Genomic DNA, 23879 nt, shown 5'->3' with positions numbered 1-23879 from the left:
AGTCATAAGGCAAGCCAACAAGTGGCCATGTTTGTCACCTTGTCAGGCCAGCCAATTCACGGGTCAACAGCGCTGCCGGAATGGCCTTGCAGCCCGTACTGTCCTGTCCGGACCACAGGGGTGAAAAATCATGGATACCTTTGGCTTCTGCCGCCGCCCGCAGTGGTGCAATCGCGGCGGTTGCCAGCGGAAACTCCGGTGCCTTGGTGCTGATTGGCCCCAGCTCGCGCATCAGACGATTCACAATTCCCCGTGCCGGACGGCCGCTGTACAGATTGGTGAGGGCGGTGATACGCGCAGCATCGCTTTGTAACGCCTGACGGTGCAAATCGGTAATCGAGGCTTCCGGACATAACAGATAGGCTGTGCCAATCTGGGCGGCCACCGCACCGGCGGCCAACACCGCCTGCACACTTCCAGCATGGGCAATACCACCGGCGGCAATTACCGGAATCGTCACGCGCTGGCGAATCTGTGACAACAAGGCCAGAGTGCCAGTCTGGGTCAGCAGGTCATCGGTCAGAAACATACCGCGATGACCACCGGCTTCCACGCCCTGGGCAATCACCGCATCCACACCGGCCTCTTGCAACCAGAGCGCTTCTTCAACCGTGGTCGCCGACGACAGGATCACCGTCCCCCACGATTTCACCCGCCGCAACAAGCGGGATTCCGGCAAACCAAAATGGAAACTCACCACCGGCGGATGAAATTCCTCAAGAATATCGGCCAGTTCTTCGGTAAACGGCGCACGTCCAGCACCTACCGGAATCTTGTTGGGATCGACCCCGAACTCACGGAAATAGGGCAACAAGGCCATACGCCAGGCTTTCTCACGCTGGAGGTTCAGCTCGGGTGGTGTATGGCAGAAAAAATTTACGTTCCAGGGTTTACGGGTTGCGGCCTTGATAGCCAGCAATTCGGTGCGCAAGGCATCTGGCGTCAGCATGGCACAGGGCAAGGACCCTAGCCCTCCGGCGTTGGACACCGCAATGGCCATGGCACTGCCCTGTGCCCCGGCCATCGGCGCCTGAATAATCGGCAGTTCAATTCCCAGCAGATTCTGTAAGGTCATGGTGTGAGTCCCTGATCAGCAAACGATAGCGGGTGATGCGACAGGACTGCGAGGCTACCACAGGGTGATGGGCAAAAACGTGAACCAACTGTTCCATATAAAACGCAACAAGATTGGCATGAGTAGCACAAAAACAAAGGCCGCTGATTTACAGCGGCCTGTGTTATTCAAGCGGAATCAGTCTTCGATGGCGAGCAGTTCGACATCAAAGATCAGCACCGAGCCCGGTGGAATATCACCGGCACGGTGGTTGCCGTAACCGAGATCCGGGGCAATAAACAGGCGACGCTTTTCGCCTTCGACCATCAGCTGAACCCCTTCGGTCCAACCCGGAATCACCTGATTCAGGCGGAAGCTGATCGGATCGTTACGTTCAACCGAGCTGTCGAACACTTTGCCGTTAGTGAGGGTACCGTGGTAATGCACACGGACCTTGCTTTTGGCGGTCGGATGACGGGTACCAGTGCCCGGCTGCAGAACTTTCCACTGCAGGCCACTGCTGCTGCACTCTACGCCTGCTTCGGTCTTGTTCTGTTCCAGAAACAGATTACCCGCACTGCGGTTTTCTTCCGCGCCTTTGCTGCCAACACCGGCACGGCGCATGGCCCAGCCCAGCAGGCCGGCGACCACAATAATCAGGATGATATCGAGCATGAGGGTTCCTTAATAATGGGACAGTTCGATGTCGTTCTTGCTGAGTTTGTCGCCAACGTTTTCGACCTTTTTCAGCGACTTCAGCGATGACGACAGGAATTCGCGTTCATACAGAATGCCAACCACCACGGCGGCGGCAATCATGAATACCCAAACGTTCACAAACCAGAACAACAGGGCCAACGAGAAATAGAAGGAGCGTAAACCGTAGTTGTAACTGTGGCTGGCTTCATCAATCACCTTGGCACCAAAAATCGCAAAGCTGCGACGTTCAGCGGCGGTCACCGAGTTGTCATTCGGGAACGGTGCAGCGCCCATCAGCACAGCAGCAAATCCGAACTGGCGCATGGACCAGGTGAACATAAAAAACGCGTAGATAAACACGCAGATCATCACCGCGACTTTTAACTCGGTGGCCACCAGCGTGTCGGGAGTGGCAAACGACACCCGCGACACCATGTCCTGAATCTCCTGGGCGGCGGTAATCGCGGTCAGCAAACCCGCCAGCACCAGTACACAGGACGAGGCAAAAAAGTTGGCGTTACGTTCAACGTTGGCCAGCAGTGCGGCATCCCCTACCCGTACTTCGCGGTTGAGCATACGGCGCATCCAGTTGATACGGTGTACGTGCATTACCGATGACAAGGAGGCGGTGCGTTTGGCCATGTATTTGGCGAACTTGCTGTAACTGATCCAGCACAGCATAAACCAGCCAAGCCCGGCCCAGTTGTGCCAACCGATGATGTCGTTCAAATCCAGGGGTGTGTTCATAAATGGAACAGTTTTCCAATGAGGGTGGTCATTTCTGCAATCAGCAGTTTACTGGCTGGGCGCCAGTCAGACCAGTAACCCCGGCCTGACGACCGGGGTTTGCACGGGCTGGATCAGTATTGGCTCTTACAGATTACGCTGAGCGACCCGCTGGCTGAGTTGCTCGGCACTTTCCTTGCGCTCGGAATAACGGTTCATCAGCACATCCTGTCGATCGCGCACGAGGTAAGTGAACTGCATGAGTTCTTCCATTACATCCACCACCCGATCGTAATAACTGGACGCCTTCATACGATCGTTGTCGTCGAACTCCAGCCAGGCTTTTGGCACCGACGACTGGTTGGGGATGGTCAGCATCCGCATCCAGCGTCCCAATACCCGCAACTGGTTCACTACGTTAAACGACTGCGAACCACCACAGACCTGCATCACCGCCAGGGTTTTGCCCTGAGTCGGGCGAATGGCTCCACTCGACAGCGGAATCCAGTCGATCTGGGCTTTCATCACCGCCGTCATGGCTCCGTGACGCTCAGGCGAGCACCAGACCATACCTTCACACCAGTTCACCAGCTCACGCAGCTCGACGACTTTGGGGTGATCGGCTTCGCTGTCGTCTGGCAAAGGTAATCCCGACGGATTAAAGGTGCGGGTTTCCGCCCCCATGGCCTGCAACAGGCGCGCGGCTTCTTCGCTCAACAGACGGCTGAACGAACGACTGCGCAACGATCCGTACAGAATCAGGATGCGCGGCTTGTGTGTGCTGGCGGCGGTGGCAAACAAGGCCTCTACCGACGGCACCTGAAACAGTTCAGAATCGATGTTTGGCAAGTCAGAAGTATTGACCAGATCAGCAGGATTCACAGACAACTCCTCAGAACCAGTGACGGGTACGGTTGGCGAACGCCACCAGAGTCAGCATCACCGGAACTTCCACCAGCACACCCACCACCGTCGCCAGCGCAGCACCGGAATGCAGGCCAAACAGGGAAATCGCCACCGCGACCGCCAGCTCAAAAAAGTTACTGGTGCCAATCATGCAGGCCGGTGCGGCAATGTTGTGTTCCAGTTTCATCTTGCGGGCCGCCCAGTAACCCAGAGCAAAAATGCCGTAGGTTTGCAGAATCAACGGAATCGCAATCAGCAGGATATCGAACGGACGCTCAACAATGGCGTTGGCTTGCAGCGCAAACAGGATCACCACGGTCAAGATCAGACCACCAATCGACCAGGGCTTGAGCGTGCTCACCAGTTCAGTAACCGCCTGCGGGCCCTTACGGCTCAGCTGTTTGCGGGTCAGATAACCGGCGATTAATGGCAGCACCACGTACAACACCACCGACAGCAGCAGAGTGCCCCACGGCACTTCAACGTCGGATACACCCAGCAACAGTGCGGTCAGCGGTGCAAATGCCACCACCATAATCAGGTCGTTCACCGACACCTGTACCAAGGTGTAGTTAGGATCACCTTTGGTCAGCTGGCTCCAGACAAACACCATCGCCGTACAAGGCGCCACACCCAGCAGGATCATACCGGCGATGTATTCTCCAGCGGTTTGCGGGTCAACCAGATCGGCAAACAGTACGCGGAAAAACAGCCAGCCCAGCAGCGCCATGCTGAATGGCTTGATCAGCCAGTTGATCACCAACGTCAGCATCAGACCGCGCGGTTTGCGGCCCACATCGCGTATGGCCGAGAACTCGATCTGGATCATCATCGGATAGATCATCAGCCAGATCAGTACGGCCACCACCAGATTCACATGCGCCACTTCAAACCCGGCCAGCGCCGCAAACAGACCCGGAAACAGTAACCCCAGAGCCACACCGGCAACGATACCGGCACCCACCCACAGGGTCAGAAAACGCTCAAAAATACCCATCAGGCTGGCTCCACCAAGGATTGCAACAGGGACTTGCGAGCCGCCTGATCCACACAGGCAGGCAAACCGTCACACAGGCGCTGGATACGGTTTTCCAGAATGCCGATCAGACGATCAAAAGCGGCATCCTGCTCTGCGCCCGCAGGCAGTTTGGATGGATCGGCCAGCCCCCAGTGCACCTTGCTGCCAGCGCCCATCCATACAGGGCAGCTTTCGGCGGCAGCGCTGTCACACACGGTGATCACAAAATCCGGCGCAAATTCTTCGAACTCATCCCAGGACTGGCTGATCAGGTTATCGGTGCTCATACCATGGCGTTGCAGCGCCACCAGCGTTCCCGGATACACCACACCAGCAGGCTGGCTACCAGCACTGCGCACATCCAGCACACCAGCACCGGCATGGCGGGCGACCGCTTCAGCGGTGATGCTGCGACAACGGTTATGGGTACAGACAAACAACAACTTCAACATCAGGCTGGGCCTCCACAACAATCAGGTTCAATACATTCAGTCAGCCGATTCGCAAACGGCTGTACAAAGCTCTGGTAACGCTCGCCAATGCCCAGCAGCAAACTGTGCTCGGGGCTGTCGGCGGCAACTGCCAGCCGGTAATACACCCACTGGCCACGACGTTCATCGGCCAGCAAACCACCGGCGCGCAAGATGCCGAGGTGACGCGAGATCCGCGACTGCGGTACATCCAGCGCACTCATCAAATCACACACGCACAGTTCAGAATGGCGGGTCAGCAGCATCACCACTGCCAGCCGGGTCGGTTCACCGAGCAGCCGGAACAGCTCGACGGGGTCAATAACAGGTTCGGAAGACATCTGGAAATCCGCATATGTGGTTTTCCAGATATTACCGAATAAAGAAAGCTTGAGACAAGGCGCTTTTTTTTCGGAGCTTCAGCCAGTACCCTTGCGCATCTTGCAGGTGCGGCTGCAAATCGACTTTCAGAAGGAATCGTCCATGTCTCCCCAGTTTGATGTCATCCTGTTTGGTGCCACCTCGTTTGTGGGCACCATCATCAGTCGTTATCTGGCCAGCCAATATGGCAATCGTGGTGAATTGCGCTGGGCCATTGCGGGCCGCAACCCGCATCGTCTGCGCCAGTTGCGTATTCAGCTGGAAGACCGTTACGGTCACGAGCTGGCCGACCTGTCGATTCTTGAAGCCGACGCCAGCCGTTACGACCAGTTGCTGGTGTTGTGCCGCCAGACCCGGGTGGTAATCAGTGCTGTGGGCCCATATGCCCTGTATGGTGAACCCCTTGTGCGTGCCTGTGCTGATGCCGGGATCGACTATGTTGACCTCACGGGCGAACCCCACTGGATTCGCCAGATGCAGGACCGCTATCACCAGCGCGCCCAGCAGACCGGTGCCCGTCTGATCCACAGTTGTGGATTTGATTCGATTCCATCCGACATGGGGGTGTGGTTCCTGCAACATCAGGCATCCAGCCGTTTTGGTTACAGCTGCGATCAGATTGAAATGCGCCTGAGCGCCGGTAAGGGTGGATTTTCAGGCGGCACAGTGGCCAGCCTGCTGAATCTGCTGACCGATATGAAACGCGATCCGGAAATCGCCGCGGAAATGGCCGATCCCTACTCCGCCTGCCCACCGGGCCATGGTTTCCGCATCACCCAGCCCGATGCCAGTCTGGTACGCAAACATCGCCCCAGTGGTCGCTGGAGCATGCCGTTTATCATGGGACCGGTGAACAGCCGTGTGGTCCACCGCTCCAACGCCCTCCGCAATGGCCGTTATGGCCGTCACTTCCGTTATGACGAAGCGGTGCTGACCCGTTCCGGCCCGATTGCCGGTTTGGCGACCCATGCCATCACCATGGGTGGCAAGCTGTTCTACAGCCTGCTACGTTGGCAGCCAACCCGTCTGCTGATGCAGCGCTTTGTACTGCCAAAACCCGGTCAGGGCCCGGACGAGTTGCAACAGGAAAACGGTTTTTTTGATATGCACTTCTACGGTTATCACAACGGGGAACCGGCAATTCGGGTACGTGTTGCAGCCGACCGCGATCCGGGTTATGGCGCAACAGCGCGTATGATTGGTGAAGCGGCGGTGTGTCTGGCGAAGGATTACCATCTGGCTGATGGCACAAAGGACGAGAGTATGAGCGGTTGGCTGACGCCTGCCTCGGTATTCGATATGCGTCTGATTGAACGACTGCAGCAGAATGCCGGAGTCAAATTCGAGGAAATTGGCGGACCTGTTCGTTAAGGACACGCTCAATCAAAACCTGGGCAGCCGGTGTTAACCATCACTGCCCGGTCTGACATCAGCGTTGCCGGTAACCGGCAACGCTGCCATCACACTCAGTGGGCGTGGCCACAACCTTCGTTGTCACAGGCATCATCACCACAGTCGTGGTCTTCAAAGTCGATTGCCATGTACACCGCGCTCTGCGGGAAATCCGCCGGGTAGCACATAAAGAATTCAGTTTCGGCACTGATTGGCCACCAGCAGGAAGCCGCACGTGGAATCGCCGCCAGCTCAACACGTTCGATGCAGTAGTGCAGGTTCATACCGTCAGTTTCCGGGTACATGTCACCGAACACTTCCGGGAAACCTTCCACCGCGGTATCCAGTTTGCCTTCCAGCTCCAAGCCTTTCAGTTTGGCTTCCCAGGCTGCATCGTGAGTGCACTCAACGAAGAAGTCAGCCAGAAAACGGGTGTGGTATTTCTTGGTAATACGGGCATTTGCCATGTGTGTGTCCTGTTTTTGAAACGGATAGGTTTACCAGGGCAGTTGCTGGCCATTGCTGTGCCAGAAACCACCGGAATTTTCGAGCGTCAGCTCATCAATACGGGCAGCCAGACCGGTTGCGGCCTGCACCGGGGTAATATCACCGGCAAAATTCACCATGCGGGTTTGTACAAAACCGGGGTGCAGCTGAGCGACGGCAATGCCTCGTTCACGCAGGTCTTGCGCCAGGCTTTTGCCAAACGCATTCAGCGCTGCCTTGGAGGCACGATAACCGTAGTATTTGCCAGAACCGTTATCGGCCATGGAGCCCATACGACTGGTCACGTTGGCGATCTTGCCACCGGACTGCATCAAGGGTAACAGCGTATGTGTTACACGCAGTGGAGCCACCGCATTCACCTCGAACTGACGCATGATCTGGTCAAAGTCCATCTCATCCAGAGTTTCGTTGAGGAAAATGCCGGCGTTGTTAATCAACACATCCAGCGGACCATCAAGGAACTCCGCCAGGATGGTTTGCAGACCACTCACGGCATCGGCATCAGTGACATCGATTCCGGAAATAATCTGGTCGGCCAGTTCGTCCAGCTCATCCGATGACTCCCGGCATACGGCAAACACGGTATCGCCGCGCTGGCTGTAGAGACGGGCAAGTTCCAGACCGATGCCACGATTGGCTCCGGTAATAACGATATTGGCCATACAAGCGCTCCACCTGGGTTGTGAGTGCGGGCCATACTAACGGGGACACACCGGGTGTGCAAATGCCAGCCCCGCAAAGCGGAGCTGGCAGGCAGGAACAGTCTGATCAGGCCAGCGACAACTGGGTTAACAACAATTGCATCCGCTTCTGTTGCATCCGCAAGGAATACTCCAGCGCCTGATAACGGGTTCGAATGGCAGCACTTTCCCACTTGCTGATCAGATTCTGGCGCGTATTTTCGTAGCGTTCGCCTTGCAGGCTGGTCCAGTCATTGAGCATGGCCTTGTACTGCTCATATTCCTTCTCCAGCACTTCCAGCCACTTGCGATGTTCGTCTTCCTGCAGCTGGCGAGCAGCCAGTTTTTCTTCCGCACGCTTGAACTGCATTTGCACCCGGGCGCGCTGGATACGGAAGTCTGACACGGTCTTCAGATTGGACGCCAACCCCACCCAGGAACAGGCCTTGATAAACCATTTGGTCGGGTCCCACTGATACCAGCGTACGCCGTTGCGGTAGTCACTCTGGAAGATATGGTGATAGTTGTGATAACCCTCACCGTGCGTCAGAAACGCAAACAGGGCGTTGTCACGGGCGGTGTTTTCATCGGTGTAGGGCTGACTGCCCCATTTGTGCGCAATCGAGTTAATAAAAAACGTGACATGGTGAGTCGCCACTATGCGCAGCAAACCGGCCAGCAACAACATCCCCCAGATATCACCGAAGATCAGACCCAACAGCAGCGGCACACCGATGTTCATGCCCAGCACAATCGCCACGTAATGCCGCTCTTGCCACATCACAATCGGATCTTTGGTCAGGTTCTGAACGTTGGCATAGTTGGTCACACCGGCCGGGTATTCACGCAGCATCCAGCCGATATGGGAAAACCACAGGCCCTTGCGAGCGGAATACGGGTCATGCTCTTCATCATCAACGTGACGATGATGCTTACGATGACCCGACGCCCACTCCAGAATGGTGTTCTGCAATGCAGCCCCTCCCCACAAGGCATACCAGACGCGCAACAGCCAATGCGCTTCGTAGGCGTTGTGTGACCACAACCGATGATAACCGCCGGTAATCGCCATACCGGTCAGCCAGGTGATCACCAGCCAGGATACCCATGCCGAAGTCTGATAACCGTAGGTCAGCCCGTACCAGGGCACCAGAGTGGCGGCTCCAAGGGTGGTGACGATAAACATGCCGGTCGGAATCCACAAAATGGGTGGTTTTGGAGTGGGTGTGTTCGTGCTCATATATTCTTGTTATCTCTGCGGTAGTTGCCAATTCAACCAGCCAGTCATTTGATACTAAACCACAATCCGGCAGTTCGACATGCGCCTTCAGTGGAAGCCGGAACTCCTTATGCTGACTCATCCGACCTTGTTAACACCTCACCACCGGACACTTCCCGATAACAGCCAAAATCTCGGCCCTTAAGCCCGGCATCAGGATATTTGATGCGTATATCCGTCGTGCGATTGGCTGATCAGAACTTTTCTACAGACGAAAAAAAACCGCTTCCGAAGAAGCGGTTTTTTGTGCTGACCGACCCGAGGGCCGGTCGAGCGGTGCCAATCAGCCACCGAAGTCGTCGAGCATGATGTTCTCAGGCTCAACACCCAGGCTCAGCAGCATGTTGATCACAGACTTGTTCATGATCGGAGGTCCACACATGTAGAACTCACAGTCTTCTGGTGCCGGGTGGTCACGCAGGTACTGTTCGTACAACACGTTGTGGATGAAGCCGGTCAGGCCAGTCCAGTTGTCTTCTGGTTGTGGGTCAGACATCGCCACGTGCCAGGTGAAGTTTTCGTTCTCAGCGGCCAGTTGGTCGTACTCTTCCTTATAGAAGAGTTCACGCAGGGAACGCGCACCGTACCAGAAGCTGATCTTGCGCTTGGACTTCAGACGCTTCAGCTGGTCGAAGATGTGGGAACGCATTGGAGCCATACCCGCACCACCACCGATGAACACCATTTCGGCGTCGGTATCACGTGCGAAGAACTCACCAAATGGACCATATACAGTCACCTTGTCGCCCGGCTTCAGGTTGAAGACGTAGGAAGACATGATGCCTGGTGGAATACCCTGAGAGCCTGGTGGTGGAGTTGCAATACGGATATTGAACTTCACCAGACCACGTTCTTCTGGGTAGTTGGCCATGGAGTAAGCACGGATAGTGGTTTCAGTGTTAACCGCTTTCAGGTTGAAGAAACCAAAACGCTCCCAGTCACCACGGTATTCAGGCTGAATGTCGAAATCAGAGTAATTGATTTCATACGGAGGACATTCCAGCTGAACGTAACCACCGGCACGGAAGTCCACGCTTTCGCCTTCTGGCAGAGCCAGAGTCAGTTCCTTGATGAAGGTCGCCATGTTCGGGTTGGAAACCACAGTGGTCTCCCACTTCTTCACGCCGAATACTTCTTCCGGAACTTCAATCACCATGTCCTGCTTCACAGGAGTCTGGCAAGACAGACGCCAGCCTTCACGGGCCTGACCTTTGGTGAAGTGAGCTTCTTCAGTTGGCAGCATTTCGCCACCACCACTGCTGACCACACACTTGCACTGGGCACAGGTACCGCCGCCGCCACAAGCGGAGGACAGGAAGATGTTATTGGCAGCCAGGGTTTGCAGCAGCTTGCCACCGGCTTCGGTTTCAATGGTCTTCTCATGGTTAATGAGAATTTTCACAGTGCCGGAGCTGACCAGCTTGGCACGAGCGCCCAGAATGATGAACACCAGTGACAGTACAATCACGGTGAACATCACGACGCCCAGGATAATTTCGATATCCAAAATCCTGTCTCCTTACAGTGATACGCCAGAGAAGGACATGAAGCCCAGGGACATCAGGCCCACGGTCATCATGGTGATGCCCAGACCTTGCAAGCCTTTTGGAACATCACTGTACTTCAGCTTTTCACGAATACCGGCCAGAGCAGTGATCGCCAGAGCCCAACCCAGACCGGAACCAACGCCAAACACCGCACTTTCTGCGAAGTTGTAGTCGCGCTCTACCATGAACAGTACCGCACCCATGATGGCGCAGTTTACGGTGATCAGTGGCAGGAACACGCCCAGGGCGTTGTAAAGAGCCGGCACATACTTGTCCAGAACCATCTCCATGATCTGCACCACAGCGGCAATAACGCCGATGTAGGTCAGCAGACCCAGGAAGCTCAGGTCAACAGAAGCCATTTCAGGAGACGCCCAGGTCATGGCGCCTTCTTTCAGCAGCAGGCCGTAGATCAGGTTGTTGATCGGGGTACAGATCGCCAGTACCACCACAACCGCAACACCCAGACCGATAGCGGTCTGGATTTTTTTGGAGATCGCCATAAAGGTACACATCCCCAGGAAGAACGAGAGCGCCATGTTCTCAAGGAACACGGATCTCACGAACAGACTGATATAGTGTTCCATTAGTGATGACCTCCAGACTTTTCAGTGTTAGGCAGGATTTTGAACTCGTGGTGCTCAACCAGTTCTTTCTTCCAGGTACGCAGAGCCCAGATGAACAGTGCGATGATGAAGAAAGCAGATGGTGGCAGCAGCAGCAGACCGTTAGGCACGTACCAGCCACCGTCTTTTACCAGTGGCAGGATTTCGAAGCCCAGCAGCTTGCCGGAGCCAAACAGCTCACGAACAGTACCTACGGAGATCAGCATCAGGGAGTAGCCCAGACCGTTACCAATACCGTCGAAGAAGCTCAGAACCGGGCCATTTTTCATGGCGAACGCTTCTGCACGACCCATTACGATACAGTTGGTAATGATCAGACCTACGAATACAGACAGCTGTTTGCTGACGTCGTATGCATAAGCCTTCAGGATCTGGTCAACCACAATTACCAGCGACGCAATAATGATCATCTGCACGATGATACGAATGCTGTTTGGAATGTGGTTACGGATCAGCGCAATACCAGCACTGGAACACGCGGTTACCAGAGTCAGGGCGATACACATTACCAGGGTTACTTTCAGGCTGGTGGTTACCGCCAGCGCAGAACAGATACCCAGAATCTGTACAGCGATCGGGTTTTTGCCGAACAAGGGTTCGGTCAGAACTTTCTTGATTTCAGACATGGTTATGCCCCCTGCGCTTTCAGGTTATCAATCAGTTTGCCGAAGCCCAGGTTGCCAACCCAGAATTGAACCAGGTTGTTAACACCACGGCTGGTCAGGGTTGCACCAGACAGACCGTCAACCTGGTTCAGGTTGCCTTCTGCTGCACCGCCCTTCACAACAGTCAGAGCCACGTCGCCCTTGTCGTTGAAAATGTGCTTGCCAACCCACAGTGATTTCCACTTCGGATTGTCTACTTCACCACCCAGACCAGGGGTTTCGGCGTGAGAGTAGAAGCCCAGACCAACAACAGTGTTCATGTCACCTTGCAGTGCCAGGAAACCATACAGGGTAGACCACAGACCGTAACCGTGAACTGGCAGAATGATCTTCTCGATCTTGTCGCCATCACCCACGATAAATACGGCTGCGAACTTTTCCAGACGCTTGATGCTGGCCTTGTCTTCCTCGCCAGACAGTTCACGAGAAACTGCCGGGATCTTGGAAGATTTCTTCTGGTCGAAGTTGTCAACGTTCAGACCAGCTGCACGGATTTCCGCCAGCTCGTCATCGTTGGCAAAGCGACCTTCAGCCAGGTTTACGATACGGGTCTTGATCTTGGCATCGAACTGGGCTGCTACCGGCTTGCCGGCTTCATACAGACCAGCCGCCTGCAGAACTGCAGCACGCTTGTCGTTAGCCTTGTTCTCGGCCTGTTCCTTGCGCAGACCTACAGCAGCACCAGCAACGAATACCGCACAGATCAGACACAGCAGGATAGCGACCGTCAGGGTCTTTTGAATGCTGTCGTTATTTGCTGACACGGGCAATCCTCCGCTTGATGTTTGCCTGTACCACGAAGTGGTCGATCAGAGGAGCAAACAGGTTGGCGAACAGAATGGCCAGCATCATGCCTTCAGGGAAAGCAGGGTTAACCACACGAATCATCACCACCATGAAGCCGATCAGACCGCCGAAGTACCATTTACCCTTGTTGGTCATGGAAGCAGACACAGGGTCAGTAGCCATGAAGATCATACCGAAGGCAAAACCACCCAGAACCAGGTGCCAGTACCAAGGCAGAGCAAACATAGGGTTGGTATCGGAACCAACAACGTTCAGCAGAGTAGAGAAAGCAACCATACCGATCATCACGCCGACAACGATGCGCCAGGCAGCAATGTTCATGGCCATCAGCACCACACCACCAATCAGGATCGCCAGAGTACTGGTTTCACCCATGGAACCCTGGATGGTACCGAAGAATGCATCAGACCAGGTCACACCGTTTTCGATGATCTTGGCCACGCCACCTTCAGCAGCACTGCCCAGAGCAGTCGCACCGGTGAAGCCGTCAGCAGCAGTCCATACCGCGTTACCAGACATGGAAGCCGGGTAAGCGAAGAACAGGAATGCACGACCAGCCAGAGCCGGGTTCAGGAAGTTTTTGCCAGTACCGCCGAATACTTCCTTACCGATAACAACACCGAAGGAAATACCCAGAGCAACCTGCCACAGCGGGATGGTAGGAGGCAGAGTCAGCGCGAACAGCACGGAGGTAACGAAGAAACCTTCGTTTACTTCGTGACGACGCACAGTAGCAAACAGCACTTCCCAGAAACCACCCACGATGAACGTCACCGCGTAAACTGGCAGGAAGTAAGCAGCACCAAATACAAAGTTGTCCCAGATGCTGGCAGCGCTATGACCTGAACCACCCAGCAGGGCGATCAGGAACTCACGCCAGCCTTCCAGTACAGTACCGTGACCGGCTGCGATGGCTTCGTTCGCCTGCAGACCGATGTTGTACATACCAAAGAACATGGCCGGGAAAGTACACAGCCACACGGTGATCATGATGCGCTTCAGGTCGATGCCGTCACGAACGTGTGCAGTGTTATTGGTGACATTCGGTGGAGAATACAGACCGGTGTCAACAGCCTCATACAGAGGATACATCTTTTCGTACTTGCCACCCTTTTCGAACAGCGGGGCAAGATTATCGAGAGTACTACGCAGACCCATGATTAACCCTCCGCCTCGATTCGAGTGAGATTCTTACGCAGGATTGGACCGTATTCGTACTTGCCAGGGCAAACAAAGCTGCTCAGGGCCAGGTCTTCTTCGTCCAGTTCCAGCGCTCCCAGCGCCACAGCGGATTCCAGGTCTTCAACAATCAGTGCACGCAGCAGATGAGTTGGCAGGATATCCAGTGGCATCACGCGCTCATAAGTACCAACCGGTACCATGGCACGCTCACTACCGTTGGTAGAGGTAGTGAAGGAGAAGGTTTTATTCATGAAGCGTGACAGATAAATCGGCATCACGGAGAAGCGATTGCTGCCAGCTACCAGGTAGTGCAGGAATGGGCGATCACGGCCTTCTTCCAGTACGGTTACCTGATTGTGGAAACGACCCAGGAATGCTTCGGCACCCGTCGCAGTGCGACCACCGAACACAGAACCGGCTACCACACGGTTTTCGCCAGACTTCAGTTCGCCAGCAGTCAGCTGAGTCAGATCAGCACCCACCAGGGTACGAACCAGACGAGGCTGCTTGGCCTGAGGACCAGCAAGAGAAATCACACGCTCGCTGCTCAGTTTGCCAGTGGTAAACAGCAGGCCCACCGCAATCACATCCTGGTAACCAATGGTCCAGACGGTGCGGGTAGCACTGACAGGATGCAGGAAGTGGATGTGAGTACCAGCCAGACCTGCAGGGTGAACACCTGCAAACTCTTCAGTGGTCTCTACACCAGCGGATGGAATGTTGGCGCCAGCTGCCTTGCAGACAAACAGTTTGCCTTCGGTCAGCTTTTTCAGAACGGTCAGACCATTTTTGAACGCATCAGCCTGCTCGCGAATAACCAGTTCCGGATTGGCAGCCAGAGGATTGGTATCCATTGCGTTCACAAAGATTGCAGACGGGCGGGAACCCGGTGCCGGAACCTTTGAATATGGACGGGTACGCAGTGCAGTCCACAGACCTGAGTTGATCAGGTTGGCCTGTACGTCGTCGGCAGACAGGGAAGCCAGTTGGGATGCACCGTATTTGGCGAATTCCACTTCCTCGTTGCCATCCAGTTCGATCACCACAGAAAGGAACTTGCGACGATCGCCACGGTTAACCGCTTTGACAACCCCTGCCCCTGGTGCGGTGTACTGGACACCCTCGGTTTTTTTGTCGGTGAATAAGACCTGCCCCTTCTTTACCCGGTCACCTTCCCGAACAGCCATTGTCGGTTTCATTCCGACGTAATCAGCACCAAGCACTGCAACCTGCGTTACAGACTGGCCCGACGTAATGGTTTGCTCAGGAGCTCCAGTGATGGGTAAGTCGAGACCTTTTTTAATTTTGATCATATGCCTCGCCTAATCACATGGTTTCCAGAGTACCGAAACCCCGTCAAAACGCCCGAAATTCGGTTCCTCTCGAGATGGAACCTACTCCCCATTGGACATTTATATGGGGAAACAAGTACTTGGAGACTCGTTTGCTAAGTTTACTAAGTTAAAAATCGGCGGGTAGTATAAAGATGAGGGGCCGAATAATCTAGCGACCAACCGGCTACAGGTCATACCAAAAACGGAATAAAAGTTCTGAGTGGTTCAGAAAGCGGAAAAGAACAAGGGCGGACCATACGGGGAAGAAGATTGTGCCCGCCGTAGCGGGCACAACTGACCGGAACAGGGTTCCGGTCAATCACATCAGGCGCGTGGGAACATCGGGTATTCAACGCCGCACAGCTGATGAGCAATACGAACAACCTGACGGCTGTAACCGTATTCGTTGTCGTACCATACGTACAGGTTAACGTGAGAACCGTTAACGATAGTGGCCTTGGCGTCCACGATACCGGCATGGCTGTTGCCAACGAAGTCGGTAGATACCACTTCAGGGCTGTTTACCCAGTCGATCTGACGGTGCAGTTCAGTGTTCAGGGAAACATCACGCAGGTAATCGTTCACTTCTTCCACAGTCACTTCCTTGCTCAGGTTCAGAGACAGGATTGCCATGGATACGTTAGGAGTTGGAACGCGAATAGCGTTACCGGTCAGCTTGCCTTTCAGTGCTGGCAGAGCCTTGGCAACCGCTTTGGCAGCACCAGTTTCGGTGATAACCATGTTCAGCGGAGCAGAACGGCCACGACGATCACCACTGTGGTAGTTGTCGATCAGATTCTGGTCGTTGGTGTAAGAGTGAACAGTCTCAACGTGACCGCTGATGATGTTGTACTGGTCGTGCATCACTTTCAGAACCGGAGTGATGGCGTTGGTAGTACAGGAAGCAGCAGACAGAATGGTGTCTTCAGCTGCAACATCAGAGTGGTTGATACCGTAAACGATGTTCTTGATGTCGCCTTTGCCAGGAGCAGTCAGCAGCACACGGGAAACGCCCTTGGCATTCAGGTGCTGGCTCAGGCCAGCCTGATCACGCCAGACACCAGTGTTGTCGATCACCAGAGCATTGTTGATGCCGTAAGCGGTATAATCGATTTCAGCCGGGTTGCTGGCGTAAATGATCTTGATGTAGTTGCCGTTGGCGATCAGCGCTTCATTTTCTTCATCAATAGTCAGACTGCCACGGAAAGTGCCATGGACCGAGTCACGACGCAGCAGGCTGGCACGCTTCACAAGGTCGTCACCTTTACCACGACGAACCACAATCGCACGCAGGCGCAGACCACGGCCAGCACCGGCTTTTTCGATCAGGATGCGAGCCAGCAAACGACCGATACGGCCAAAACCGTACAGCACAATGTCACGGCTTTCGCTATCAACAGGGTTTTGGCCAATGGCATCCCCCAGTTCGGCAGCAACGAACTCTTTAACGTCCATGCCATTGCCTTCCTTGCGGTATTTCACAGCCAGACGGCCAATATCCACATGGATGCTGTTAACGTCCAGCTCGGTCAAAGCCTTCAGTACCGGGAATGTATCGTGAACGGTCAATTCCTGCTTTTCCATATGACGGACAAAGCGGTGGGCTTTCATGATATCAATCACAGAGCGATTGATGATGGCTCGACCATACAGAGAGGTAATCACGTTGTTCTTGCGAAACAGACTACCAACGAGTGGCAGCATGGATTCAGCAACGGCTTCGCGGTCGCTCCAGTCCTGCAGGCAGGAATCACGCATATCTTGGGTCACAGGTACACCTTCCATTCAAGTGTTCATAGGCTTGATCGGGGCGAATTATGCACGGGCGCGGCGCCGATCACAATCGGCGGAAAAATCAACCTTTTTGGTAGGAAATCTACGTAGAAAAGACCACAAAACAGAAAAACTTTCATTCCACCAGCGTTACCAATCGCATCTCAATTTTCTACTACATCCCAGCGATTTTGTCAGAGCAGAGCACTTTCGAATCGAAACAAAACCAGCAACCATGAGCCTTTCAAGCCAGAATTAGCGGGCCAAAGCGCACCAATTACTGACGGGATTATTATAAAAGCAGGCAACTGGATACGTTCCAAAGCAACCATCAAAAACCGTCTTGGAACCCTGCAAGGCAGTATCAGCAATCCATGACATTTTAATTGGTTAACCAACAAATTTTGGAAACTTAACGGAAAAATGACCTTTTCCAAGCCTAATCTCCCCCCTCAGATCGGTATTTATTCTGCAAAAAATATTGCCGCAGGTCGGAATAAGCTGACATTTTTTCTATAAAAAAGGGGTCGGGTTGACCCCAAAAGCATTTTGGCAAGACAAAAGAGTGAGCCACGATTTTTGAAAAATCATGATTATTGACGAAAAGAGGGGCGGACATATCTCCCGATTTCAGAAACCATCAACTTGCGAATCGTAACTTCAGGGGTTATTCGAGCGTCTGCCAGTGGCCGCTATCGCAAGAACGCAGCACCGCTTCCACTACATCGGCGGTGTGGCAAGCGTCGCGGAAGGTCGACCACAGCGGACGACCAGCACTGATGGCTTCCAGCAGGTCACGCATCTCGATGGTCACCATATCGTTAAAGCCGATGCCATGACCGTCACCCAGACAGAAATGGCCATAATCCGGATGCTGCGGGCCAATCAGGATGGTGCGGAAACCACTGCGGGCCGGATCATCCGAACCACTGTAAAACTGCAATTCCGCCATACGTTCCTGAGTGAAATACAGACTGCCACGGGTACCGGTAACTTCGAACGTCAGCCCCATCTTGCGCCCCAGCGCTACCCGACTGGCTTCAATAGAACCCATCGCACCATTGGCAAACCGCATCAGGAAAGACGCCTGATCATCGTTTTCAACCGGCAGCAGATTGCCATTGGCATCCGGACGCTGGGCATGCACCACCTGACGATCCCCCACTACCCGGCTGATCGGACCACAGAGGTAATGCGCGAGGTTCACAATATGGGATGCCAGATCCCCTAACGCACCGGCACGGCTGGAAAAGTCCTTTTGCTGACGCCAGCTGATACCGGCTTGCGGGTCGGCCAGAAAATCCTCAACGTGAGTACCACGAAAGCTGACGATATCGCCAAGCTCGCCAGCCTGAATCATCTGACGCGCCAGCTGCGCCGCCGGATTGCGGGCATAGTTATAACCCACCAGATTCACCACCCCGGCGGCCTCAGCAGCGTCGGCCATCGCACGAGCAGACGCCGCATCCAGCGCAATCGGCTTTTCACAAATCACATGTTTGCCAGCACGAATAGCGGCCATCGCCATTTCCTGGTGCATAAAGGTCGGAGTACAAACGGCCACCACATCAACCGCAGGATCTTCAATCAGTTCGCGCCAGTTACGGGTCGCACGTTTGTAGCCCCAACTACGGGCGCGCCCTTCAGCATCCTCATGTTCCATGGTTGCCAGCATTTCCAACCGCGCATTGGCGGTCAGCGGGAAGGTCGCATTCACCGCGTTGAAAGCAATGCTGTAAGCCTTGCCCATATAACCGGCACCAATAACGCCGACGCCAATTTCAGGACGGGATTGAATGTTTTCCGCCATGGTAATCCTCGATGTTCTTTATTTTTGTTGGAAAGAAATGGTTGTTGCAACGAGACAGCAGTCAGGCAATTCAGCAGGGGCCGACTCCGCTGCGTGTGAATGACGACTGGCTGGCGTTCATTAAACGGGAGACAATTCAATCAGAACATCGGATTTTTGATGGTTTTCCATCAATCGCAGCAGGAGCAGCAGATGGCCAGAATCAGCATCGAAGATATCGCCAAAGCGGCTAACGTCAGCACGGCCACCGTTGACCGGGTGTTAAACCGCCGTGGCGGAGTCAGTATCGAAAAAGAACGCCGGGTGCTGGAACAGGCCCGCAAGCTCGGCGCTGACCGTGACTTGCAACGCAACCCCGGCAAAATCCTGCGTTTTGCGGTGTTGATGCAGCATCCATCCAATCCCTTCTACGATGCCCTGCAGAAAAGCTTCCGCTACGCACGCAGCCTGTATCAGACCGCCAACATCCAGATCAGCCTTCATTATTACGAAGGCAATCAGGGAGTCAGTGAGCGCACCATTGAGGAGGTCAGCATACTTGCCAGTCGAATTGCCCGTCAGCATGACGCCATGATTGTGGCCCTGCCGAACGAACCCGTGCTGGTGCGCACCATGGACGACATCGCCAGTCGCATCCCGCTGGTAGTGTTGTCGTCCGATCTGCCCTTAACCAACAAGCTGGCCTATATCGGCATCGACAACCTCGCCGCTGGACGTACCGCCGCCGAACTGATGGGACGCTTTATTGGCCCGCAAGGCGGCCCGATTCTGGTGATTTCCGGGATGCAGAGTTATGTCAGTCAGGGGCAGCGCGAACAGGGGTTCCGCGCCTTGCTGGCCAGCCGTTATCCCCACTGTTATATGCAGGCGCTGGTCGAAACCCGGGAAAACCCGCAACAGGCTGGCCAGCTTCTGGCCGACGCCCTGCGTCAGCAACCACAATTGGCCGGGGTCTATAATCTGTCGACCGGTGACCAGTCGATTGCGCGGGTATTGGCACTTCACGAACAGCGGTTCAACCACAAACCGATTGTGATCAGCCACGAACTGACCCCGGAACGCCGTCAGCTGTTACAGGATGGCGTGATCGACGCCGTGATCGACCAGAACCCGGAGAAAGAAGCCTTGAGTGCGTTGGCCACCCTCGCCCGCCATTTTGCTCGCGAAGGTGAACGACCACTGGGAATCAAACCGGAGATCACGGTATACCTGCGCGAAAATTGCCCGACCTGAGCGCGCTACCGGTGCAGACTGTGCACCCGCGCCCGCAATTGATTACACTGGCGACCGACGGCATCGACCGCCTATTCACGGAGAATTCATGACCAGCCCAATCCGCCCCGAACTGCCCTCCCGGGCGGCCGAACGCCGCTTCTGGGGAAATCTGCACGGCTCTGCCCTGGCACTCGCCATCAGTAGCGCCGCCCGCGAGCACAAAGGCCTGACCCTGGTCATTACCGCCGACTCCAGCAGCGCCCAGCAACTGGAAGAAGAAATCCGCTTTTTTGCCAGCGAACTCGACATCCTGCTATTTCCAGACTGGGAAACGCTGCCGTATGACGTGTTCTCGCCCCATCAGGACATTATCTCCCAGCGTATTGCCACCCTGACCCGCCTGCAGGATGTGCAACAGGGCATTCTGATTATTCCGATTGCCACCCTGCTGCAGCGCCTGCCACCAGCCAGTTTCTATCAGGGCCAGAGTTTCTCACTGGATGTCGGCCAGACATTTAACCTCGACAACAGCCGCAAACAGCTGGAAGCCGCCGGTTACCGTTGTGTCGATACGGTCTATGAACACGGTGAATTCGCGGTACGCGGGTCCATCATCGACATCTATCCGATGGGGGCTGAACAGCCATTCCGGATTGAGCTGGTGATTGATGAAATCGAATCTCTGCGTACCTTCGACCCGGAAAGCCAGCGCACCCTCGACAAGGTCAAGGAAATCCGCATTTTGCCAGCGCGGGAATTCCCCCTGAACACCGCCAGCGTGCGCCTGTTCAAGGCCCGCTGGTTTGATTTTTTCGAGCACAATCCGAATGACTGTCCGGTTTACATGGACATCACCCAGGGCATTGCCCCTGCCGGTATCGAATATTATCTGCCGCTGTTTTTTGCTGAAGATCTGGGCAACCTGTTTGACCACCTGCCAGCCAACAGCCTGATTGTGCACAGCGCCGGTGTCGACGCCGCCATTGGCCAGTTCCGCACCGAACTGGAACAACGTTATGAAAGCCGTCGTTACGACCGCACCCGCCCGATTTTGCCTCCAGCCGCGCTGTTTATGGCTACCGAACAGCTGTTTACCCAGCTGAACCAGTACCCGCGTATCCAGTGGCACGATGATCAGAATCCGATGCCGGACCGTGCTGGCGCCACCCGTTTTGACAGCGCTACCCTGCCCGACCTCAGTGTGGATGCCCGCCTGGAACAACCACTGCAGCGCCTGCAAACCTGGTTGTCGGGCCAGACCCGTCAGCGTGTGCTGTTCTGCGCCGAATCCGCCGGTCGCCGTGAAGCATTAAAAGAAATGCTCGGCCGTATTCGTGTCGTCGCCCGTGAGATTGGCAGCTGGGAAGAGTTTGTCGATGGCGACCAGACCCTGGCGCTGACGGTTGCACCACTGAACAACGGCTTCACCATTAATGGCGAGACCGCCATCAGCCTGGTGACCGAAAACGAGCTGTACGGCCAGCGTATTCGCCAGAGCCGTCGTCGCGCACGCCAGAAAGTCGATGCCGACATGGTGATTCGCGACCTGTCCGAGCTGCAACCCGGCTCACCCGTGGTTCACCTTGATCATGGTATTGGTCTGTACCAGGGCCTGCAGGCACTCGACGCTGGTGGCCAGGTCAACGAATTTCTGGTGCTGGAATATCAGGGCAACAGCAAGCTTTATGTGCCGGTATCGTCGCTGCACCTGATTTCGCGCTATGGCGGTGCTGTTGACGGCGAAGTGCCAATCAACAAACTCGGCACCGAAAAATGGGCGCAGGCCAAACGCAAGGCCGCCGAGAAAATCCGTGATACCGCCGCCGAGTTGCTGGAAATCTACGCCCGCCGCGAGGCTCGCAAGGGTTATGCATTTGCCGGTCCGGACGAAGAATACGAACGTTTTGCGGCCGGCTTCCCTTACGAGGAAACCCCGGATCAGCAAGCGGCCATCGACGCCGTTATCAACGATATGTGTTCACCACGTCCGATGGACCGACTGGTGTGTGGTGACGTCGGTTTCGGTAAAACCGAAGTGGCCATGCGCGCAGCCTTTATGGCCGTACAGAGTGGCAAACAGGTCGCAGTACTGGTGCCCACCACCTTGCTGGCTCAGCAGCACTACCAGAACTTCGCCGACCGCTTTGCCGAATGGCCGGTAAAAGTCGATGTGCTGTCGCGCTTCAAATCCGCCAAGGACACCCAGAAAGCCCTCGACAGCATGCTCGAAGGCAAAACCGATATTGTTGTAGGCACCCACAAGCTGCTGCAGAAAGATGTGAAGTTCGAACATCTGGGCTTGCTGATCATCGACGAAGAACACCGCTTTGGTGTGCAACAGAAAGAACGTATCAAGGCACTGCGTGCGGAGGTCGACATTCTGACCCTCACCGCCACGCCTATTCCGCGTACGCTCAACATGGCAATGGCCAGCATTCGCGACCTGTCGATTATCGCCACCCCACCAGCGCGCCGTCTGAGCGTCAAAACCTTCGTGCGCCAGTACGACGAAGCCACCATCAAGGAATCGATTCTGCGTGAGATTCTCCGTGGTGGTCAGGTGTATTACCTGCACAACGAAGTCAAAACCATCGAAAAAGTCGCCCGCGACCTCGATGAGCTGTTGCCGGAAGCCCGTGTGGTACACGCCCACGGCCAGATGTCCGAGCGCGAACTCGAAACCGTGATGAGTGATTTCTACCACAAGCGTTTTAACGTACTGGTCTGTACCACCATCATTGAAACCGGTATCGACATTCCGTCCGCCAACACCATTATTATCGAGCGCGCCGACAAATTTGGTCTGGCGCAGCTGCACCAGCTGCGCGGCCGGGTTGGCCGTTCGCACCACCAGGCCTACGCCTATCTGTTAACACCACCGCCGAAGACCCTGACCAAAGACGCCGAAAAACGTCTCGAAGCCATCGCTTCGGCGCAGGATCTGGGTGCCGGTTTTATGCTGGCCACCCACGACCTGGAAATCCGTGGTGCCGGTGAATTACTCGGTGAAGAACAGAGCGGCCAGATCGAAAGCATCGGTCTCAGTCTGTATATGGAAATGCTGGAACAGGCAGTCAAAGCCATGCGTTCTGGCAAGATGCCATCGGACGATCTCAGCCCGGATGCCGGTGCTGAAGTCAACCTGCACCTGGCGGCACTGATTCCGTCCGACTACCTGCCCGACGTTAACACCCGCCTGACGCTCTACAAACGTATGGCCAACTGCCAGAGCGATGACGACCTGCATGAACTGCAGGTGGAGATGATTGATCGCTTCGGTTTGTTACCAGAGCCGACCCGTAACCTGTTCCGTCAGACCTCCCTGAAACTGCGCCTGAATCCACTCGGAATCCGCAAACTCGACGCCGGGCCGGAACATGGTCGTATCGAGTTTGGCGCCCACACCACCATCAATCCGTTCACCCTGGTGCGACTGGTGCAGAGCAAATCCGCCAGTTACAAACTTGAAGGTGGCCACACCCTGCGCTTTTTCTTCAAGATGGACACGATCGAACGGCGCTTTAACACTATTGAGCAGATACTGACCGAGCTGCAGAAAGAGCTGTAACGGAGGTTGCCGCACGACCAACGTGGTTTCGCGGCACTGAAAACCCAAAGCAAAGATAGCGGATTAGCCCAGCGCAGCTGGCTGCAACATGCCCATCTGGGCGAGCCGGGATTCACCGCAACGGCCGACCCGGCCGGGGCATGGATGCCCCGCCAGACCCGTTGGTACAGGGACGTGCCATCGGGTCGGGGTCGAACAGCCGTTGTCGGTGAATACCGGATAAACGAGCCCAGTCGGGCA

22 protein-coding genes are annotated in these 23879 nt (G+C 55.2%); 4 read left to right on the top strand and 18 right to left on the bottom strand.

Features of this window, described 5'->3' with window-relative positions; genetic code table 11:
* Nucleotides 1-34: 34 nt before the first annotated feature.
* From OUO13_RS05730 to OUO13_RS05700, 7 genes are all read right to left on the bottom strand, one after another.
* Nucleotides 35-1075, bottom strand: a complete 1041-nt coding sequence (locus OUO13_RS05730) for an NAD(P)H-dependent flavin oxidoreductase (RefSeq protein ID WP_283172893.1) — start codon at nt 1073-1075, stop codon at nt 35-37.
* Nucleotides 1076-1252: 177 nt separating this feature from the next.
* Entirely contained in the window at nt 1253-1729 is a 477-nt protein-coding gene (locus OUO13_RS05725; RefSeq protein ID WP_283172892.1) for an FKBP-type peptidyl-prolyl cis-trans isomerase, read from the bottom strand.
* 9 nt (nt 1730-1738) lie between these two features.
* Complete coding sequence (locus OUO13_RS05720; RefSeq protein ID WP_283172891.1) at nt 1739-2500, bottom strand: DUF599 domain-containing protein; 762 nt, start codon at nt 2498-2500, stop codon at nt 1739-1741.
* Between the two features lie 126 nt (nt 2501-2626).
* On the bottom strand, nt 2627-3361 hold the full coding sequence (arsH, locus tag OUO13_RS05715) for an arsenical resistance protein ArsH (RefSeq protein ID WP_283172890.1): 735 nt from the start codon (nt 3359-3361) through the stop codon (nt 2627-2629).
* 10 nt (nt 3362-3371) lie between these two features.
* Complete coding sequence (arsB, locus tag OUO13_RS05710) at nt 3372-4382, bottom strand: ACR3 family arsenite efflux transporter (protein ID WP_283172889.1); 1011 nt, start codon at nt 4380-4382, stop codon at nt 3372-3374.
* Nucleotides 4382-4855, bottom strand: a complete 474-nt coding sequence (locus OUO13_RS05705; protein ID WP_283172888.1) for an arsenate reductase ArsC — start codon at nt 4853-4855, stop codon at nt 4382-4384. Before OUO13_RS05705 ends, arsB begins: the two co-directional genes overlap by 1 nt.
* Nucleotides 4855-5214: an ArsR/SmtB family transcription factor gene (locus OUO13_RS05700; RefSeq protein ID WP_283172887.1), complete on the bottom strand. Its 360-nt coding sequence runs from the start codon at nt 5212-5214 to the stop codon at nt 4855-4857. The genes OUO13_RS05705 and OUO13_RS05700 overlap by 1 nt, the downstream gene beginning before the upstream one ends.
* 142 nt (nt 5215-5356) lie before the next feature.
* On the opposite strand from OUO13_RS05700, the gene OUO13_RS05695 reads away from it, so the two are divergent.
* Nucleotides 5357-6625 (top strand): saccharopine dehydrogenase family protein, encoded by a 1269-nt coding sequence (locus OUO13_RS05695; RefSeq protein ID WP_283172886.1) that lies wholly within the window; start codon nt 5357-5359, stop codon nt 6623-6625.
* A gap of 95 nt (nt 6626-6720) precedes the next feature.
* Here the strand turns inward: OUO13_RS05695 and OUO13_RS05690 are convergent, their stop codons facing one another.
* The 11 genes from OUO13_RS05690 to OUO13_RS05640 all read right to left on the bottom strand — a co-directional run bounded on the left by OUO13_RS05690 (nt 6721) and on the right by OUO13_RS05640 (nt 18856).
* Nucleotides 6721-7113, bottom strand: coding sequence for a hypothetical protein (locus OUO13_RS05690; RefSeq protein ID WP_283172885.1), 393 nt, complete (start codon nt 7111-7113; stop codon nt 6721-6723).
* 30 nt (nt 7114-7143) lie between these two features.
* Nucleotides 7144-7815: an SDR family oxidoreductase gene (locus tag OUO13_RS05685; protein ID WP_283172884.1), complete on the bottom strand. Its 672-nt coding sequence runs from the start codon at nt 7813-7815 to the stop codon at nt 7144-7146.
* A 106-nt stretch (nt 7816-7921) separates the two neighbouring features.
* Nucleotides 7922-9073 carry a fatty acid desaturase gene (locus tag OUO13_RS05680; RefSeq protein WP_283172883.1) on the bottom strand — a complete coding sequence of 384 codons (1152 nt, stop codon included), beginning with the start codon at nt 9071-9073 and terminating at the stop codon, nt 7922-7924.
* A gap of 322 nt (nt 9074-9395) precedes the next feature.
* Complete coding sequence (gene nqrF, locus OUO13_RS05675; protein WP_283172882.1) at nt 9396-10619, bottom strand: NADH:ubiquinone reductase (Na(+)-transporting) subunit F; 1224 nt, start codon at nt 10617-10619, stop codon at nt 9396-9398.
* A 12-nt stretch (nt 10620-10631) separates the two neighbouring features.
* Nucleotides 10632-11246: an NADH:ubiquinone reductase (Na(+)-transporting) subunit E gene (gene nqrE, locus OUO13_RS05670; RefSeq protein ID WP_283172881.1), complete on the bottom strand. Its 615-nt coding sequence runs from the start codon at nt 11244-11246 to the stop codon at nt 10632-10634.
* Complete coding sequence (locus OUO13_RS05665) at nt 11246-11911, bottom strand: NADH:ubiquinone reductase (Na(+)-transporting) subunit D (RefSeq protein ID WP_346429337.1); 666 nt, start codon at nt 11909-11911, stop codon at nt 11246-11248. Before OUO13_RS05665 ends, nqrE begins: the two co-directional genes overlap by 1 nt.
* 2 nt (nt 11912-11913) lie before the next feature.
* The gene (locus OUO13_RS05660) at nt 11914-12714 is read right to left on the bottom strand and encodes a Na(+)-translocating NADH-quinone reductase subunit C (protein WP_283172880.1); all 801 of its coding nucleotides are present in this window, start codon (nt 12712-12714) and stop codon (nt 11914-11916) included.
* Entirely contained in the window at nt 12701-13915 is a 1215-nt protein-coding gene (locus OUO13_RS05655) for an NADH:ubiquinone reductase (Na(+)-transporting) subunit B (RefSeq protein WP_283172879.1), read from the bottom strand. The genes OUO13_RS05660 and OUO13_RS05655 overlap by 14 nt, the downstream gene beginning before the upstream one ends.
* A 2-nt stretch (nt 13916-13917) precedes the next feature.
* The gene (locus tag OUO13_RS05650; protein WP_283172878.1) at nt 13918-15252 is read right to left on the bottom strand and encodes a Na(+)-translocating NADH-quinone reductase subunit A; all 1335 of its coding nucleotides are present in this window, start codon (nt 15250-15252) and stop codon (nt 13918-13920) included.
* Between the two features lie 345 nt (nt 15253-15597).
* Nucleotides 15598-17043: a glyceraldehyde-3-phosphate dehydrogenase gene (locus OUO13_RS05645; protein WP_283172877.1), complete on the bottom strand. Its 1446-nt coding sequence runs from the start codon at nt 17041-17043 to the stop codon at nt 15598-15600.
* A gap of 670 nt (nt 17044-17713) precedes the next feature.
* Nucleotides 17714-18856, bottom strand: a complete 1143-nt coding sequence (locus OUO13_RS05640; protein ID WP_283172876.1) for a Gfo/Idh/MocA family protein — start codon at nt 18854-18856, stop codon at nt 17714-17716.
* A gap of 11 nt (nt 18857-18867) precedes the next feature.
* Between OUO13_RS05640 and OUO13_RS05635 the strand changes: the two genes are divergently transcribed.
* The 3 genes from OUO13_RS05635 to mfd all read left to right on the top strand — a co-directional run bounded on the left by OUO13_RS05635 (nt 18868) and on the right by mfd (nt 23639).
* Nucleotides 18868-19089, top strand: a complete 222-nt coding sequence (locus tag OUO13_RS05635; RefSeq protein WP_283172875.1) for a hypothetical protein — start codon at nt 18868-18870, stop codon at nt 19087-19089.
* Nucleotides 19049-20089: a LacI family DNA-binding transcriptional regulator gene (locus OUO13_RS05630; protein ID WP_283172874.1), complete on the top strand. Its 1041-nt coding sequence runs from the start codon at nt 19049-19051 to the stop codon at nt 20087-20089. Before OUO13_RS05635 ends, OUO13_RS05630 begins: the two co-directional genes overlap by 41 nt.
* Nucleotides 20090-20177: 88 nt before the next feature.
* Complete coding sequence (mfd, locus tag OUO13_RS05625; protein WP_283172873.1) at nt 20178-23639, top strand: transcription-repair coupling factor; 3462 nt, start codon at nt 20178-20180, stop codon at nt 23637-23639.
* Nucleotides 23640-23879 lie beyond the last annotated feature (240 nt).

This window comes from Parathalassolituus penaei (assembly GCF_026626885.1).
GTDB lineage: Bacteria > Pseudomonadota > Gammaproteobacteria > Pseudomonadales > Oceanobacteraceae > Oceanobacter > Oceanobacter penaei.
The sequence above is the reverse complement of the archived record's forward strand: the minus strand, read 5'-3'. Positions and strand labels throughout refer to the sequence as shown.